Origin of the sequence: Microcoleus sp. M2_D5 (assembly GCF_036701935.1) — a bacterium.
Lineage (GTDB): Bacteria > Cyanobacteriota > Cyanobacteriia > Cyanobacteriales > Microcoleaceae > Microcoleus.
In genome coordinates this window covers 1-14,839 of sequence record NZ_JAUBRP010000057.1, presented here as the reverse complement: position 1 = coordinate 14,839, position 14,839 = coordinate 1, and the positions used below count along the sequence as shown (strand labels likewise).

The window sequence follows — 14,839 nt, the reverse complement described above, 5'->3', positions numbered from 1 at the left end:
AATCTGGATGCTGCCAACAGGGTTGATTTTCTTAATTCATAAAATTAGAAAGTATGACTCCGATGGCCGTAAGATTATGAAATTATTCTATGTTTGAAAGTGTCAAAACTGTGAATAAATTAAAGCAGGGCTTAAGTTTTCTGTTCGTTACTTTGAGTGTGGCGATTTTCACGCTTTTGAGTTGGGTATTGGAATCGGGCGAATTGAGTATGTCGGCTTTGGAACCTTCGCTGCTGCGGAGTTCTGAGTCGGCCTCCGTGCAGCGGGTGGCTCAACAATCTGCGCCGCCGCAAGTGAGGGTGCAAGATGCGTGGAAATTGGTGTACGAAAAATTGCCGGATTTCCCGATCGAAAATAGCTACATTTCCAAGGAAACTGGAAAAGTCGATCCTACCAATACTTTAGTCGGGCGGTTGATTCGATATCACGTATTTGTCAAAGGACGGCCGCCCAATTACCGCTTTGATTGGAAGTTGAGTTTAGCTGACTATTTGGGGGCGACTCCCGATTATTTGGTGGAAAGCGTGTATCCGGGAAAGGACGTTTTGCGGTCAAATCCAATGGAACAGGATCGCGCTGCTATTCAAAGGTTAAATAGAGCACAGCGGGATGCTTTGGTTCAAGCTTTGGTGGATGTTTTTACGGAGAATTCCGGGGGTGGGCGCACACCGACGGCGGGGGAAAAACCGCAAGGGCGATCGAATTTCCCGGAAATACCGCAGCCCCAGCCGGGAGATGCGAAGTTGCTGGCACCTTAATACTTAGGGCTGCAGAAACCGGGTTTTTTACTGAAATACTGCATCCGGGCCTTTAACACTGGTAAAAAACCCGGTTTCTTTGGTATTTATGGGTAAGTCCTACTAATCTAAAATCCAAAATCTAAAATCTAAAATCCCTTAATGGTGGAACGTGTAATTAAAACCGGTGTTGGGTGGCGTTTGGGATGGAACCCGGAGGCCCAGGAGTTTAAGGGTTTGGTGGCGGGCGACGGTTGGGCTCACGAACTCACAGAGGCTGAGTTAAACGATTTTTGCCGATTGTTGGGGCAATTAGCCGGCACAATGAGTCACATGGCCTCTGAGTTAATGGACGAGGAAAAAATCGCCATTGAAGCCGAAAGCGACTTGCTGTGGGTGCAGGTGGAAGGCTATCCCGAAGCTTACAGCGTGCAGTTGATCTTGAATGCTGGCAGGAGGTGCGAGGGTTTTTGGCCGGCGGCTGCGGTTCCGAGTTTGGTGCAGGCCGCAAAAGTTTTAAAAGTTTTTTGACTTTTTATCGAATTCTATGCTAAGCTGTTAAAGCTGTCGGGGCGTAGCGCAGCTTGGTAGCGCACTACTTTGGGGTAGTAGGGGTCGTGGGTTCAAATCCCGCCGCTCCGATTGTGATAAAACCTTCTCTATGAGGAGGTTTTGTTGTTTTAGGGCCGGCGACGCAGCTCTTACCATTCTCAATTAGGGGCATCGGCCCAGAAACAAGAATCAATCTCTGCTTCCGAAGAGTCGATAGCTGTATCCTCAACTTCAATGGCTTGGCGATCGCTTCGCGACCCTCACGATAGACCTCTTGCAAAAGTCCTTTTGATAAATTGATCGGACGGGCTCTGGGGCCCATCCCACAAGAAAAAATAACTTTTGTGGGATGGGCCGAAGAGCCCGTCCTAATTATGTTTGCAAGAGGTCTAATGAAATTAATCATAAAAAAATGGCGTTTGTACTTGACAAACGCCATTTTATAGAATTACAAACGTGGCGTCTTATCTTGTTTAAACGACGCTAACAATTCGCGAATTTGGTCGGCCGCAATCTCGCGCCCGCCCAAACCAAAAGCTAGAGCAATGCCAACTGCGATCGCCCCAAGCAGCAGCCCGAAAGCCAAATTCACAATATCGCTGCCAATGCCCATTTGTTGCAGCGCCAAGGCTGAAACAAAGGCAATAATCGCGATCCGAGCCGCTTGGCCCAAAAGCCGCGCTTGACGAGTTCCAGAACTGGCAATCAAACTAAACGCCAGATTCGCCAAATACAAGCCGATCGCAAATACCACCAAACCGGCCAGCACCCGACCTGCAACCAGCACAATACCGCTAACAATCGCCGTCAGCGCTGGAATCCGCAGCACGTCGGTAGCCGCCACCACAGCAAACAGCATGATGCCCACCTGCACCACGATGCCGACAAACTCAGAAGGCGTGCGGGCAGGAAGTTCCGGTTCCTGAAGAATCGTTGCTTCCGGATCGATCGAACTCGGCGGTAGCCGCAGTCGCTGTTTCGGCTGCTGCACTCCCAACCAAGAAAAGACATTGTTAAAGCCAATTCCCGTCAGGATATTGGTCACCAAATCGCCGATCCAGCGCCCCAAAAAGTAAGCAACCCCCAGAATTAGCGCTGCTGTAAAAATGTTGGGAAGCGCGCCCAGAATCGTGTTGAGCATCGCGATTGCCGGCTGCGAAATCGCCTGAATGTCCAAAGCGTTCAGAGCTGCGATCGCCGTTGGAATCAAAATCAAAACATAGACGATAGTCCCGGCAATCCACGACAGCGATTGTCCGCCCGAAGTCCGCGAAATTCCAAACCGAGCGCCCAAACCGTCCGCCCCAGAAGCCGCCAACAGATTCGTGACAATCCGCCGCACCACCATAGCCAGCAGCCAGCCCACAAACCCAATCACCACAGCTTCCAGAATTTTCGGAATTGCCGCCAGAATTTGGTTGAGTAAATTATTAACCGGCAGCAGAGCCTGCTGCATTTCCAGTGAGTCGAGAATCAGTGGCAAAAACAGCAGAAAAATGAACCAGTACAGCGCATTCGCCAGAGTATCGCTCAGCAGCAAAGGGCGCTCAGCGGGCGTAGCGCCTACCTCCTGATTCAAGCGCTCGTCCACGTTAAAAGCCCGCATCGCCCGCGATACGGCCATTTTGGCTACAGTCGCCAACACCCAAGCAATCCCCAACCAAATTAGCGCGCCGGCTAACTTCGGCAAGAAACCGGTAATTTGATTCAGAAAAGTGTTGAGGGGTTGCGAGACAGCCGTGAGATTCAGCCTGTTGAAAAAGGCAATTAGGAAAAAGACAAAAATGATCCAGAAAACCGCTGCGGAAATCCATTTTTCCACTTGCGGGGCTCCAGCTCCTTCCGGGCGCCCGGTAATCCAAGCAGCCAGCCGGTTGTCGAGCGTAGTTTTCTTGAGCAATCCCCCCACTAAAGATGAGACGAGGGCTGATACTATCAAGCCAATGAGCAGGATACCTACAGCCCAGAGGAGATTTTCAATGTTTGAGCCCTGAAGGAAATTGTTAATGCCGCGTTCCGCATCTGTCAGGGGATTTGCGGGCTGGGCCTGGGCCAAAATGCGATCGGACAAAGCCGCTATGGGGCCCGATATCGGTTGAGTTATTTCTTGCCAAGTTTCATTCATTTTTTTCTCAGGTTAACGTCACATTTGACAAGGACAAGACGAAACTTTAATAATAGTTCCAAAAAATCTAGACATCGCCTAAATTTAATGTTTGTACACTTTTAATGTACTGGGTTAACTACAAAACCCTGTATCGAATTAGGGTTCGACCCATCTCCGACTGCTTTTGGGGCAATATTCAAAGCACCGTTCACATCGGCATTTATTAGTTGTCCAGTTTGGGTTCTGAACAATCCTCTTTTTACCCTACTGCCAATGTAGTCGGAATGTTGTTGAATTGGTTCCTAATCCCAAGCTGAACATTTGGATGTGTAACTCTCCTCAACTAACACAACTTGAATTCCCGCAAGTTGTCCTGTATACTGCAACATTTGCAGAAACCGGCGATGGGGAATACAGGCAAAATTTTGATTTCTCATCATACCAGTATTAATCCCATCTTTAAAATCCTGGTTCCAGCCTCTAACCAGCAAGCCCATTTGATGATTGACGAGTTCTTTAATAATTGCGGAACTCGTCGTGTGGAGGTAGTAATCCACTTTACAGTTACGCTTGTGCCACAATTGGGCGAGTTTTTTACTGTTTTTTGCGCTGCGGGCAGCAATGATTTCAATGCCGATGAAACTTTATTGCAGTATTGGTTTCTTGACTTAACACCCCATCCCTCGTAGATTTTCGGTACTAACCCAGAAACATTGTATGTTAATGTTGCCAGATTGTTTAATCCTAAATCTATAGCAGCTACTGTCTGATTAACTTGTAAAGGCTGTTCTAACTTTTCATAGACCACCTCGACCACATAACAACCTAGTTTGGGAACAATCCGGATTTCCAGAATCGAGGTGACTTTTGAAGGCAACCAAATATTAGTTCCATAGGGGCGATCGTATCCTTTTTTAAGTCTCTTATGCTGAGACCTTGACAATTAAATACAACTACATAGCGCCCGTCCTCTCTTTTTAGCTCTCTTGAACCTTTGTCATGAGGGATTTTCGGTGCGGTTTTAAACTTAGTTGGGTCTTCCCGATCGTTTCGCACGGCCATATAATAGCTAGTCCATGCTTTGATCACTAATTCGATCGCTAAGCCGATCGTGGTTTGTGCTACCTTTGCGGGCAGTGCTTTGTAATCAGGACTTGTTTTGAGCGCGCGATCGACAGCCAGAGCGTTTCTTTCTTGGCTAGCGAAAAACTTTTGACGGTAGATGTAATTAGCGTTATTGTAAAAATTTTTGCACAGCCAAGACAGTCTATCGGCTTCTCGATAAAACCTATGATTTGGTTTAATGATGTGCCTTTCGACTAACTCCATAATCGGTATATATACTTTAATTCAAGATGATACACTGTATTTATGAGTGTGTCAATCTTTTAATTTCTGGAAAAATTGACGTTACAAGTAAATAAAGGACTATCAAGTAAGCAAAGTTTTGTAATACCCTCCTTGTTGCAGGTTCTCATGTCAATTCGTCAAGTTTTCGAGCAATCCATTGAAATTCGCGCTGCTGCTACCTTGGTGGAGCAATGTATAGTCGATCGCACTTTAATGCACAAGTGGCTCAATCCCCTGCTACGCTGCGATCCCCAGGGCGAATGGGATACTGCCGTAGGAAGTCGCAGCTTATTTATCATAAAAATTCCCGTTTTGCAACCCTCTTTAGAAAGTGTTGTGTTGGAGCGACAACCAGGTTTAATTGTTTGGGGGTTTGACGGATTTTTCAAAGGATGCGATCGTTGGGAATGCCAGCCGCAAATCCAAGGTACTCTCTTGATTAACCGCTTTGAATTTCAAATTCCCAATCGTTTAATTAGATTTGGTTTCAATCGCTTTGCAGCCCCTTGGACAGAAAAAGATATGAAAGACCAACTCCGCCGACTAAAGCGGGTAGCCGAGCAACTATCTCAAAGAATGGGTAAAGGGTAATGAATAATGGGTAATTGGGAACTTTTACCCTCGCGTAGCCGAAGAATTGGGAATGGATGATGAGTAATTGCTAATAGCTGAAAGCTAAACCTCATAAGAAAAAAAGCACCCATTCCCAATTTCCAATTCCCGACTCCCCCTTCCCTCCAACTTCAGTTATTTACTTCGCACTTCCCGCTGGATTGGGCTGACAAATCATTTGTCTGGCCGAATTCACCGCTTGGCCGGCGGTATTTTGCAAAGCCGGGGAATTTTGATACAAAGCTTGCAAATCTTGCACATCTTTAATCACTCGTTCGTAGATAACCATCGCTTGATTGCCGTCAACTTCTAAAGCAGCAGGGCTGTAATTTTGCATTACTTCAATCAGCGATATTTTGCCATCTTTGGAAGCTGCGACTAAAGCATCGCGCAGTGCGGGCACGCTTTGAAGCCTCGCAGTCGGGGCATAAGCAACTTCCCCCAATTGTTTGAAAACTATTTCCCCAAAATAAGTGCTTGCTAGCCGCGCTACTAATTGGGAATCTAAAGGTACTTCTCGCGTTAATATTTCGCGCACCGACTCGGGAGTTTGTTTCGCAAGACTCAGAACGCTTTGCAGTTGAGATGATGCTTGGCCTGTTTGTGCAAAGCTTTGCAAGTCGCTCATCGGTAATGTTACGTCAACAGCACCGTATTTTACGGTAACATTATCTAATGCAAAGGCTTTGCCGCTGCTTAGGAATACTGCACTTGTTCCCAGCAAAAGTGCCAAACCTAATGATAAAGACTTTGACATTCTTTTGGTTAAATGGACTGACAGCGATTGCATTTCGTTGAGATAACCTTGTTGAAACTGAAAGTTCATGAGTTTGTACCTCTTTAGGTGAAAATACTTTTTAGATCGCTCTTCTGTGCGGATATCTGTGCGGATATCTGTCGGAAAGTCGAATCGGGATTTGCGTAAATGACCTATTATTTTACAATCAAGTCAAGCAAATTCAACCTATCAAAAGATAGGTTTTAATTTACAATTAATATGTTAGAGTTAATTTTTTGCCAAATTTTAGATAGCTTGGCAAAAATGATAAAAGCGAAATTTGGTCGTCAGGCAGCAGTTTATTGAGTGTCACTTTTATGTCTTATAGTGTGCTGTGCGACATATAGCGAACTTAAGGATCGCGAATTAAATAACTTACAATTTTAATTGTTATTGTGGGATGGGCGTCCCGCCCGTCTTTTAAGGACGGGCGGGACGCCCGTCCCACAAACTTGTTGAAGTTATTTACAGCATATTCGGTGGTTGATGAAGTACAGTAGCCGCTATATTTATATTGTGTGATTTTAATATGTAGGGTGCGGATCTGCGACCTTTTAAATAGAACTTGCAGATTGACGGGTGTATCCGCACCTTACTTACTACAGGATTCTGTGTACTACATATACATGGAATATGCTGTAATTCTCATTCCTAACTTCAAAGATCCCGATCGAGCCGATCGACCAATTGGCGAATTCTAGCAGCATCGGGAGCATTCGGAGCATTTCTCAGGTATAGTTCCAAATCGTGGCGCGCTTCCACCAAGCGTCCCAGTTGATAATAGAGAATTCCGCGATCGCGCCGTTCCCCCAGCGCATCGGGAAACAGCAGCAAAATCCGTTCGATCGCCAAGAGTACCCTCACAGCATCTCCCTGCTGCAAGTAAATCGCCTTCAGATTTCCCAGCATTCGCCCCAACAAATGTCGGCGACTTACCGGGGCGAGAAAAGTTGGCTGCAACTCCATAGGTTGACCGTAAATTTGAGAAAGTCTAGCTTGACAATCTTCAGGAAACAATATCTCGCCGCTGTTAAACGCATCAACAAAAATACCCGCATCTTCAAAATCCGGTCTAATTAAAAAATGTCCTGGCATCCCAATTCCCACCATCGGAAAATCAATCCGCTTAGCAACCTCCAAATAAACCAAAGATAAAGATATCGGAATACCAGTACGCCGATCGATCACTTCATTCAAAAAGCTATTGCGAGGGTCGTAATAATCAACATCATTGCCCGCAAACTGCAACTCCCCGTATAAATAGCCGTTAATAGTTTGAATAATCCGCAGCGGATAATTCTGTGCCGGCAGGCGTGAGCGCACTTCATCCGCGATCGTGTCAAGAGCGTTGAGATACTCCTCCGGCTCTAAATTTGGGTATTCTTCCAAAGCCATATAAAGAGCAGCTTTCGCCAGGTCTATCGAGCCATCTGGCTGATTTATTTCTCGATAAAATAGTTGTCGGGCGATCGGAAAATCCATATTTATGATTTATTTGATTTTAATTGACATTTTATACGAATATCCAGTTGCCAAAAAAAATATTAAAAACATCTCTCTTCTCTTCCTCTCTGCGTTCTCTGCGCCCTCTGCGGTTCAAAAAAACAGTCTTGTATGTAACGCGCACCTTACAGCTTAACTTTTAACCTTCAAATCCCGTGACTTTTACCAATCACCCAACTGCGGCGAAAAATCCGAGCCAGAGTCGATTCTTCCAAAGCAAAATAGATAGGGCGGCCGTGAGGACAAGTGCGCGGATTGCGAGTTTGCTGCCATTGATCCAACAAATTTTGCATTTGGGAAAGACTCAAAGGAGTACCGTTTCGCATAGCACTACGGCAAGCAGTCGCAACTTGAGCCGCTTGTAAATCTGCGACTTTACTGAGTTCAAAAAGCGCATCCGCATAGTCATCTCGATCGGCTAACAATTCAGGAACTTCGCGGGCAGCCCATAGCTGTTCGCCAAAACTTTCTACTTCCAAACCCAGTCGGGATAAATTCTCTATTTGCAGCGCCGATAACTGACTGAGAATTACTGGTTTTTCCAGACATTTTAGCTGCCAAGCCGCGCACAATTGCTCGTACAAAACGCGCTCGTGAGCGATGTGTTGTTCCACTAACCACATTCCGTTGGAATGTTCCGCAACAATGTAAGTATTGTGAACTTGAGCGATCGCCCTCAATTCCATCAATCCTATTTTATTAGCTTTTTCCTGTTCGTCGCCGTCATCCTTTTGCCTAGCCGAAATCCCGACACTGTAAGCACTTTTTTGTTCCGACGCCTTCAGCAATTGTCCCACTCGATCGGGAATAGGGACAGGCGGCAAAACATCATCATTCAGGTGCAAAGCACGAGTAATTGCCGCGCTAACTTGCGCTTGCCAAAAACTCGGATCGTGGAGATAAATTTCCACCTTAGCCGGGTGGCGGTTCCAGTCGATTTCCGAAGGGGAGATTTGCAGGTGGACAAAACACACTGGATAGCGATCGCGCGGACAAGTGCGGGCAAAGGCGCTGAGAATAGTTTGCTCTAATTCGGGCGATCGCACAACTCGCCGGTTCACCCCAACTTTCACCCAATCCGGCCGCCTGCGGTGACAGCGATCGGGCAAACCAATTACTAATTCTAAAAACTGGGAATTAGGCATTGGGAATTGAGAAGTAGCAACTGGGAATTGGTAATTAGGCTTAACTGTAGCGCCCACAAGTTGAGTTTCTAGCAAGAAATTGGCTGCTTTATGATTTTCAGGACTCGCAGGCAAATCTAACTTTAAATACTGCAAATCGCTCGATCGCACACCGCGCACGAATTGAGGTAAAAGTTGTTCCGCTGTGCTACCAGGAGTTACGTGCAAACAAGGCGTATTTCCTTGACGCAACTGCCAATTAACGTGCGGGTGACAAATAGCAATTTGCTGGAGGGTTAATTGGATCGATCGCATTTGCTGTGCCGGCGACAAAAAACTGCGGCGCACAGGCCAATTGCCAAACAAATTATCAACAGTCACCACCGTACCCGGAGCGATCGCCGCTGTTTCCACCTCTACAGCAACGCCCGCGTTGTTGTAAACCACCCGCCAGCCCGATCGAGCATTTTCAACTCCCCCCTTGTTAAAGGAAGATTTAGCGGGGTTTGACGCCGAATCTCGATTTTCCGAAAAATCCCCCAATCCCAAATCATTCGATCGGCTCAAAACCTCCAAACAGCCCAACTGAGCTAAACTGTGCAAAGCTTCCCCGCGAAATCCCAAACTATCAATTTTGTAAAGGTCAGCTTCCGTGGTAATTTTGCTCGTACTGTGAGGCGAAGCCGCCTGCCGCAAATTTTCCAGATCCATTCCCGTACCATTATCTGCAACTTGCACCCGCCACTGTTCGGGCCAGACAGAAACAACGATGCGAGTTGCGCCAGCATCCAGAGAATTTTCAACTAATTCTCGTACCGCAGCGGCGATCGAGTCAATCACTTCGCCAGCGGCAATTAAATTGATAACTTCTGTGGGTAAGGTTTGAATAGTAACTGGCATCTGATTTTTAGCAGTTCGTTAATTCAATTCTACTTGATTCTGCAAGTCGCTATACAGTATTAGGACTTACGCTTTTCAACCCGGTTTATTAGAAAAATATTGTTTGAACGCAAGATATCTACTGCTCAACCAAGTCTCTCAGCCTTAGTAAAAAAGTCCTAAGTATATATTCAACCTACTTAATTTTGCTCTGTTAAAACCATAGTTTTCGGCAAGCGGATGTAAAAAGTTGTGCCTTTTCCGTCCTCTGACTCATAAGTAATTTTCCCTTTGTGAGCCTCAACGATCGACTTAACAATCGCCGTTCCCAACCCAGTACCAGTCCGCTTGCCATAAGTCACAAACGGTTCAAATAACTTTTCCTTAATTGTCGGCGGAATGCCGGGGCCGTTATCGTAAATGCTAATTTCTGCCCACTCCTCACTTTGTGTCACCGCAATCTCCACCCGACCCCCTCTTCCGCCAAAAGCCTCAACAGCATTCCCAACTAAATTTTGTAAAACACGCAAAATCTTATTTTCATCCGCTTCCACTATTACTTCTGTCACCCGTACCGCTAAATCTACTTTTGCTGCTTCACAATAAACTCGGTTCAACTTTTCAAACTGCTGCAACGTCTGAATTAGATTAACAGGTTTTTTATTTAATACAGAATTACCACGCGAAAATTCTAATACTTCTTCAGCCATCCCTAACATTCGATGAACCTGCAATTGAATAAGTTCACACCACTCCTGAGTTTCCTCATCTGGGTGCATTTCTTTGAGCATTTCACTGGAGAGTTTAATTCCGGTAAAAGGACTTTTGAAATCGTGAATAATTGTACTCACCATTTCTCCAACCAATACCATTTTTTGTTTGTGTACCAACTGGCTAACATATTGATCCGTGGTATCACGTAAATTTTTAGTAATGAAACTAAACATTTGCATCACCGAACTGCCTTTAGCAAACTGGAGAGTTGTTATTAGTTCTTCACGGGCTATTTTGGCCAAAGTCGATCCTGCAACTGCCACAGCTCTAGCACTGCGTGGCTCTCCATCTAAAACTCCGAGTTCGCCAAAATAATCGTCTGGCTTAGCGACAGCAACAGTTTGATATTTATGATTTTCAATCCGCTTGCTAAACTCGACTTTACCTTCTAAAACTAGATATAAAAAATCCGCTGTTTCTCCTTCTTCAAAAACCAGCGTTTCCTCAGCAAAACTCTCCAAAACAGCTATTTGGCAAAGGTGAGCAGCTTGCTCTGGTTCAAAATAAGACATAAATCGATGAGAGGCCAGATCCATGTGAAAATACCTGAGACTTAATTTAAACAGTTTCTTTTTTCTATTTTCGCCGATCGCCATCGGTGCGTTAATAAAATACAATACTGCTTTAATCTGGCTCTGTTTTCTAGCCTCCCAGGCTTTGACGCAAGGATTAGCGTCGGGATGCAGAGCCAGACTAGCATAGCAGCACCAGCAAGCTCACCAAAATTCTCAGTTAATTGACTAAAATACATAAATATTGTACTATTTTCGAGATTTAAATTAGATGTGGAGCGACTCCGGCCACCTCAGAAGATTTTAACTGGAGAGAGATCGTGTAATTTAAATGTCGATCGACCGAGTTTACAAAAATTAACGATCGCCCGATAAAACGATCGCAGCATTCTGCCCGCCGAAGCCAAAACTCAAACAAACCGCATTTCTGACAATAGCCGATCGCGCACAGCGAACAAAATCTAATTCAAACCCCGGTTTTTTCATTCCCGCGCAAGGCGGCAACATCTGATATTTAATACTCATCAAACAAAAAGCCGCGCCCAAAGCTCCCGAAGCTCCCAAAGTATGACCCGTCGCCCCCTTAGTCGAACTAACAGCAACTCCTGGGTGAAATAACTTCTGAATTAACAGTGCTTCGTGTCGGTCATTTAACTCAGTTGCAGTACCGTGAGCATGAATAAAATCTATATCAACCGCCGCTAAATTGCTGCGTTTCAAACATTGATTTACCGCCGCGATCGCACTTTTCCCCCCCAGCTCCGGCGCATTAGCATGACAGGCATCATTTGTCAACCCAACACCGGAAACTCGACCGTAAATTTTAGCACCGCGACGCCTTGCCAACTCGGCAGATTCTAATACAAATAAAGCCCCGCCTTCACCGAGCACAAAGCCTTCCCGATTTTCATCAAAGGGATAGCAACCAGTTTTTGCCAAAGCACCCATCCGGTTAAATCCAGCCAGAGTCAGCGGTGTGATAGGCGCTTCCACAGCACCTGCGATCGCCCGCTGACACTCACCGGTGCGGATTAAATCAACAGCGCGGGCGATCGACTGTATGCCCGTCGCACAAGCAGCCATCGGCGCCAGTACCGGCCCCGTCGAGCCAATTGCCCTCGCCACTGCGATCGCCCCCATGTGAGGCAAAAAATTCACAAATTGAGAATCGGTAATTGGGAATTGGGCATGGGGCATGGGGCATTGGGCATTGGGCATTGAGAATTCTCTTTCCTCTTCCTTCTCCCTTCTTCCTTCTTCCTTCTTCCTTCTTCCTTCTTCCTTCTTCCTTCTATCCTTTACATCCGTTACAGAATCCGTTGCCGAACTTCCTTCTTCCTTCTTCCCTATTCCTTCCCTCGCCAACAGTTCCAAATTTGCCTGGAAACCTCGGCTAGAACCGATCGCAATCCCGCAATCTGGCAAAGGCAAAGTCAAATTAGCATCTTGCAAAGCATCTGCTAAAACCTGTCGAATTAAAGTTATTAAATCCGCAGGTTTTGTGCGAATTAAAGCCAAAGGTTGCGGCTCAATTTTCAGAAAAGGTTGATGTTCCCGAATTCCCGACTCTCCAGACAGCAGTCTTATCCAGCTAGTTTCCAGACTGTCTAAACTCGAAACTAGACCAATTCCAGTAACAACAACATCCATTCACTAATGACTAATGATATCTATTCCGGTTACACCGGAATGCTATAGAGGACACGGCAGAGCCGTTTCTGGCGCGCCAGATTAATTGTAGGGACACGGCAGTGCCGTGTCCTGACTGTGGGTAAGATTAATTCCGATGCTACCGGATTTGATATGACTAATCACTAATGACCGATCACTAATGACTAACTTCAGCTAACAGGCTTAAAATTTTCCAAACCCTGAGTAACAGTAGCCTTATCAATGCGATCGCCCGCTTCAATCTTATCAACAACATCCATCCCTTGCTTCACGTACCCAAAAACCGCATAGCTACCGTCCAAAAACGGTACATCGGTCAAAGTAAAGTAAAACTGAGAAGAAGCCGAATCAGGACTCTGCGATCGAGCCATAGCCACAGCCCCGCGACTGTGCACCAACACGGGTTTCTCCTTAACCCCAGCTTCTTGTAGCGTCGCGCTGTAAGTCGGATTCGCAGCACCTCGAGCTTTAATTTCCAGAGGAATCCTGCGTTCTACAGTAGTTTTCGGGTCAATAAAACCACCAGTTCCCAGTCGCGCCGCAGGGAATTTAGGGTCTTTACCCTGGGGGTCGCCCCCCTGAACTACAAAAGGCTGAGGTTCCCGCACGACTCGGTGAAATACCAGCCCGTCGTAGACACCTTTCTGAACCAAATCGACAAAATTGCCCGCAGTAATTGGCGCATTTGTGCCGTCGAGTTCGATCGTAATTGGAGCACCTTTAACCGTCATCACCACCGTAGCTTTTCCTTCCAAGCGTGGCAAATTGCTAAATTGCGAACTCGCCGCTACAGCAGCAGGAGAAGGAGAACGAGACGGAGACAAAGAAATATTTTCACCCGACACCGGATTCGATGTCGGAGTCGAGTTTGCCACAGGGGAACTACCGCATCCTCCGACAAACAACGCGCCAATTATTAAAAGTGAGAACAACCACCGCTGAATTTTGATTTGCATTTGCATTTGTATTTTCACTTTGAGTCAATTACGGACTTTGCAACTAAAGATTTTAATTCAATAGTCCGAACTGTTTTTAGTTCGCAGTCTAAAATTCGCGATTTTCCTTGGGTAGCGAACTTGCCTAATCGCCTTGAAACCCTCATTCTACGGTAGCAAATCAAAAACTATCCGCAGTATTGTTAATTGATAGATTCAAAAATTGGTAACGGGCTGACTCGCAGATCGATCTTTTTCACTTACCAGGTAGGTAAGGTGCGCGGCCCGGCGCACCCTACGAGACATTACCAATCGAAAATCGAAAATCGCAAATCGAAAATCCCTAAAGTCCTTCTAGGGGAACTTGCAAAAATCGAGCCAATTCGGCAGCTTGATTTTCCACTTCCGACAAAGCAATCGGCTGTCCGACTCTAGTCAGGGGAAACTGACGGCGGTCTTTGAGCTTAAGATAAATACTGCGGCGGGGATTGAGACCTTCTTTAATGTCCACCCGCACAGATTGCACCTCCGATGTCTTGCAATTAAAATCAACTTTGCGGTTTTTGCCGGGAAAACCCCAGCGAAAGATCCGAATGTTACCAGTTTGGCGATCGAACTCGTTGTAACCGCCACCGACATCCCAGAGAATAGTCAGCCACAGGTAAAGCGCCAAAAGCACGCCACAGACACCGTAGAAACCCATCGCAATGCCTTGGGGGATGAAAACAAGCTGAGTCGGGTCAGCAAAGGGCAGCAGGTTAACGTGCAAGTAGCTGGAAATGCCCGACAGCAGGAAACCAGTCCCTCCAATGCTGACCACCGTCGCCCACCAGTAATTGCTGAAGCGGCGGGAGCCCAAAACCGGGTAGCGCAGGACAGGATCGATCGAGGTCATTGTTTTTGCAGTCATAAAATTAAACAGCCTTAAAGCCAAATCTTAATTCAATTAGCCCACCGAGCGTCACCCTTCGGCTACGAGATCGCGATCGACCTATCGGGATTGTCCTCAACCACCGCCACCTCGCCGCTGGGAGACGAAGGGTCAGTTCGATTGTTGCTGAGCATCGTCAACCAAGATGGCCTTCCTCTCAACCACGCTTTCATCGAGTACGCCTCTAGTGGGGGAAGTCTGCTGTTCTAGTTGAAAAATTATGAACTTCTAATATATAGTTATGTTAACTTTAATTAGAAACCTTGGTCTTTTAACAAGCAAAAGGATTTTACCGCAATGACAATCGCAGTCGGACGCGCCCAGACCGAAAGAGGCATCTTTGATGTACTCGACGACTGGCTCAAACGCGATCG

At 46.2% G+C, this 14,839-nt stretch carries 14 protein-coding genes, 1 tRNA gene and 1 pseudogene; 4 read left to right on the top strand and 12 right to left on the bottom strand.

Annotation, left to right across the window (positions count from 1 at the left end):
• Nucleotides 1-110 precede the first annotated feature (110 nt).
• The 3 genes from QUA50_RS21225 (at nucleotide 111) to QUA50_RS21215 (ending at nucleotide 1,379) form a co-directional block, all read left to right on the top strand.
• A complete protein-coding gene (locus tag QUA50_RS21225; RefSeq protein WP_333299496.1) occupies nucleotides 111-758 on the top strand; it encodes a hypothetical protein in 648 nt (215 codons plus the stop codon).
• Between the two features lie 141 nt (nucleotides 759-899).
• On the top strand, nucleotides 900-1,268 hold the full coding sequence (locus QUA50_RS21220) for a DUF1818 family protein (protein WP_333266533.1): 369 nt from the start codon (nucleotides 900-902) through the stop codon (nucleotides 1,266-1,268).
• Nucleotides 1,269-1,305: 37 nt separating this feature from the next.
• Nucleotides 1,306-1,379: transfer RNA gene (locus tag QUA50_RS21215), tRNA-Pro, on the top strand.
• A gap of 358 nt (nucleotides 1,380-1,737) precedes the next feature.
• Here QUA50_RS21215 and QUA50_RS21210 read toward each other — a convergent pair.
• The 4 genes and pseudogenes from QUA50_RS21210 to QUA50_RS21195 form a co-directional block, all read right to left on the bottom strand.
• Complete coding sequence (locus QUA50_RS21210; RefSeq protein WP_333266531.1) at nucleotides 1,738-3,414, bottom strand: mechanosensitive ion channel; 1,677 nt, start codon at nucleotides 3,412-3,414, stop codon at nucleotides 1,738-1,740.
• Between the two features lie 284 nt (nucleotides 3,415-3,698).
• Nucleotides 3,699-3,953 carry an IS200/IS605 family accessory protein TnpB-related protein gene (locus QUA50_RS21205; protein ID WP_333266529.1) on the bottom strand — a complete coding sequence of 85 codons (255 nt, stop codon included), beginning with the start codon at nucleotides 3,951-3,953 and terminating at the stop codon, nucleotides 3,699-3,701.
• A 107-nt stretch (nucleotides 3,954-4,060) separates the two neighbouring features.
• Nucleotides 4,061-4,204: pseudogene (locus QUA50_RS21200) on the bottom strand (RNA-guided endonuclease InsQ/TnpB family protein); the annotation flags it as partial.
• A gap of 17 nt (nucleotides 4,205-4,221) precedes the next feature.
• Nucleotides 4,222-4,725 carry a hypothetical protein gene (locus QUA50_RS21195; protein WP_333266528.1) on the bottom strand — a complete coding sequence of 168 codons (504 nt, stop codon included), beginning with the start codon at nucleotides 4,723-4,725 and terminating at the stop codon, nucleotides 4,222-4,224.
• A gap of 147 nt (nucleotides 4,726-4,872) precedes the next feature.
• Between QUA50_RS21195 and QUA50_RS21190 the strand changes: the two genes are divergently transcribed.
• Nucleotides 4,873-5,337 (top strand): SRPBCC family protein, encoded by a 465-nt coding sequence (locus tag QUA50_RS21190; RefSeq protein ID WP_333057572.1) that lies wholly within the window; start codon nucleotides 4,873-4,875, stop codon nucleotides 5,335-5,337.
• 160 nt (nucleotides 5,338-5,497) lie between these two features.
• On the opposite strand, the gene QUA50_RS21185 is transcribed toward QUA50_RS21190, so the two are convergent.
• From QUA50_RS21185 to QUA50_RS21150, 8 genes are all read right to left on the bottom strand, one after another.
• Nucleotides 5,498-6,184 (bottom strand): alpha/beta hydrolase, encoded by a 687-nt coding sequence (locus QUA50_RS21185; protein WP_333266526.1) that lies wholly within the window; start codon nucleotides 6,182-6,184, stop codon nucleotides 5,498-5,500.
• 609 nt (nucleotides 6,185-6,793) lie between these two features.
• Nucleotides 6,794-7,618 carry a transglutaminase family protein gene (locus QUA50_RS21180; RefSeq protein ID WP_333266524.1) on the bottom strand — a complete coding sequence of 275 codons (825 nt, stop codon included), beginning with the start codon at nucleotides 7,616-7,618 and terminating at the stop codon, nucleotides 6,794-6,796.
• Nucleotides 7,619-7,785: 167 nt separating this feature from the next.
• Nucleotides 7,786-9,663 (bottom strand): DNA mismatch repair endonuclease MutL, encoded by a 1,878-nt coding sequence (mutL, locus tag QUA50_RS21175; protein ID WP_333266522.1) that lies wholly within the window; start codon nucleotides 9,661-9,663, stop codon nucleotides 7,786-7,788.
• Between the two features lie 179 nt (nucleotides 9,664-9,842).
• Complete coding sequence (locus tag QUA50_RS21170; protein WP_333266520.1) at nucleotides 9,843-10,952, bottom strand: ATP-binding protein; 1,110 nt, start codon at nucleotides 10,950-10,952, stop codon at nucleotides 9,843-9,845.
• 333 nt (nucleotides 10,953-11,285) lie between these two features.
• Nucleotides 11,286-12,578: a beta-ketoacyl synthase N-terminal-like domain-containing protein gene (locus tag QUA50_RS21165; RefSeq protein ID WP_333266518.1), complete on the bottom strand. Its 1,293-nt coding sequence runs from the start codon at nucleotides 12,576-12,578 to the stop codon at nucleotides 11,286-11,288.
• 191 nt (nucleotides 12,579-12,769) lie between these two features.
• On the bottom strand, nucleotides 12,770-13,561 hold the full coding sequence (locus QUA50_RS21160; RefSeq protein ID WP_333398228.1) for a peptidylprolyl isomerase: 792 nt from the start codon (nucleotides 13,559-13,561) through the stop codon (nucleotides 12,770-12,772).
• A gap of 316 nt (nucleotides 13,562-13,877) precedes the next feature.
• Nucleotides 13,878-14,444 carry a photosystem I assembly protein Ycf4 gene (locus tag QUA50_RS21155; protein ID WP_333102535.1) on the bottom strand — a complete coding sequence of 189 codons (567 nt, stop codon included), beginning with the start codon at nucleotides 14,442-14,444 and terminating at the stop codon, nucleotides 13,878-13,880.
• Nucleotides 14,445-14,506: 62 nt separating this feature from the next.
• Nucleotides 14,507-14,638 carry a hypothetical protein gene (locus QUA50_RS21150; protein ID WP_333266514.1) on the bottom strand — a complete coding sequence of 44 codons (132 nt, stop codon included), beginning with the start codon at nucleotides 14,636-14,638 and terminating at the stop codon, nucleotides 14,507-14,509.
• Between the last annotated feature and the right edge of the window lie 201 nt (nucleotides 14,639-14,839).

What these genes read in the sequence shown, in the direction of transcription:
- QUA50_RS21155 (WP_333102535.1), bottom strand. Translation starts at nt 14,444, where the DNA reads ATGACTGCAAAAACAATGACCTCGATCGATCCTGTCCTGCGCTACCCG.
- QUA50_RS21210 (WP_333266531.1), bottom strand. Translation starts at nt 3,414, where the DNA reads ATGAATGAAACTTGGCAAGAAATAACTCAACCGATATCGGGCCCCATA.
- mutL (WP_333266522.1), bottom strand. Translation starts at nt 9,663, where the DNA reads ATGCCAGTTACTATTCAAACCTTACCCACAGAAGTTATCAATTTAATT.
- QUA50_RS21165 (WP_333266518.1), bottom strand. Translation starts at nt 12,578, where the DNA reads ATGGATGTTGTTGTTACTGGAATTGGTCTAGTTTCGAGTTTAGACAGT.
- QUA50_RS21185 (WP_333266526.1), bottom strand. Translation starts at nt 6,184, where the DNA reads ATGAACTTTCAGTTTCAACAAGGTTATCTCAACGAAATGCAATCGCTG.
- QUA50_RS21220 (WP_333266533.1), top strand. Translation starts at nt 900, where the DNA reads ATGGTGGAACGTGTAATTAAAACCGGTGTTGGGTGGCGTTTGGGATGG.
- QUA50_RS21180 (WP_333266524.1), bottom strand. Translation starts at nt 7,618, where the DNA reads ATGGATTTTCCGATCGCCCGACAACTATTTTATCGAGAAATAAATCAG.
- QUA50_RS21150 (WP_333266514.1), bottom strand. Translation starts at nt 14,638, where the DNA reads ATGAAAGCGTGGTTGAGAGGAAGGCCATCTTGGTTGACGATGCTCAGC.
- QUA50_RS21190 (WP_333057572.1), top strand. Translation starts at nt 4,873, where the DNA reads ATGTCAATTCGTCAAGTTTTCGAGCAATCCATTGAAATTCGCGCTGCT.
- QUA50_RS21160 (WP_333398228.1), bottom strand. Translation starts at nt 13,561, where the DNA reads ATGCAAATGCAAATCAAAATTCAGCGGTGGTTGTTCTCACTTTTAATA.
- QUA50_RS21195 (WP_333266528.1), bottom strand. Translation starts at nt 4,725, where the DNA reads ATGGAGTTAGTCGAAAGGCACATCATTAAACCAAATCATAGGTTTTAT.
- QUA50_RS21170 (WP_333266520.1), bottom strand. Translation starts at nt 10,952, where the DNA reads ATGGATCTGGCCTCTCATCGATTTATGTCTTATTTTGAACCAGAGCAA.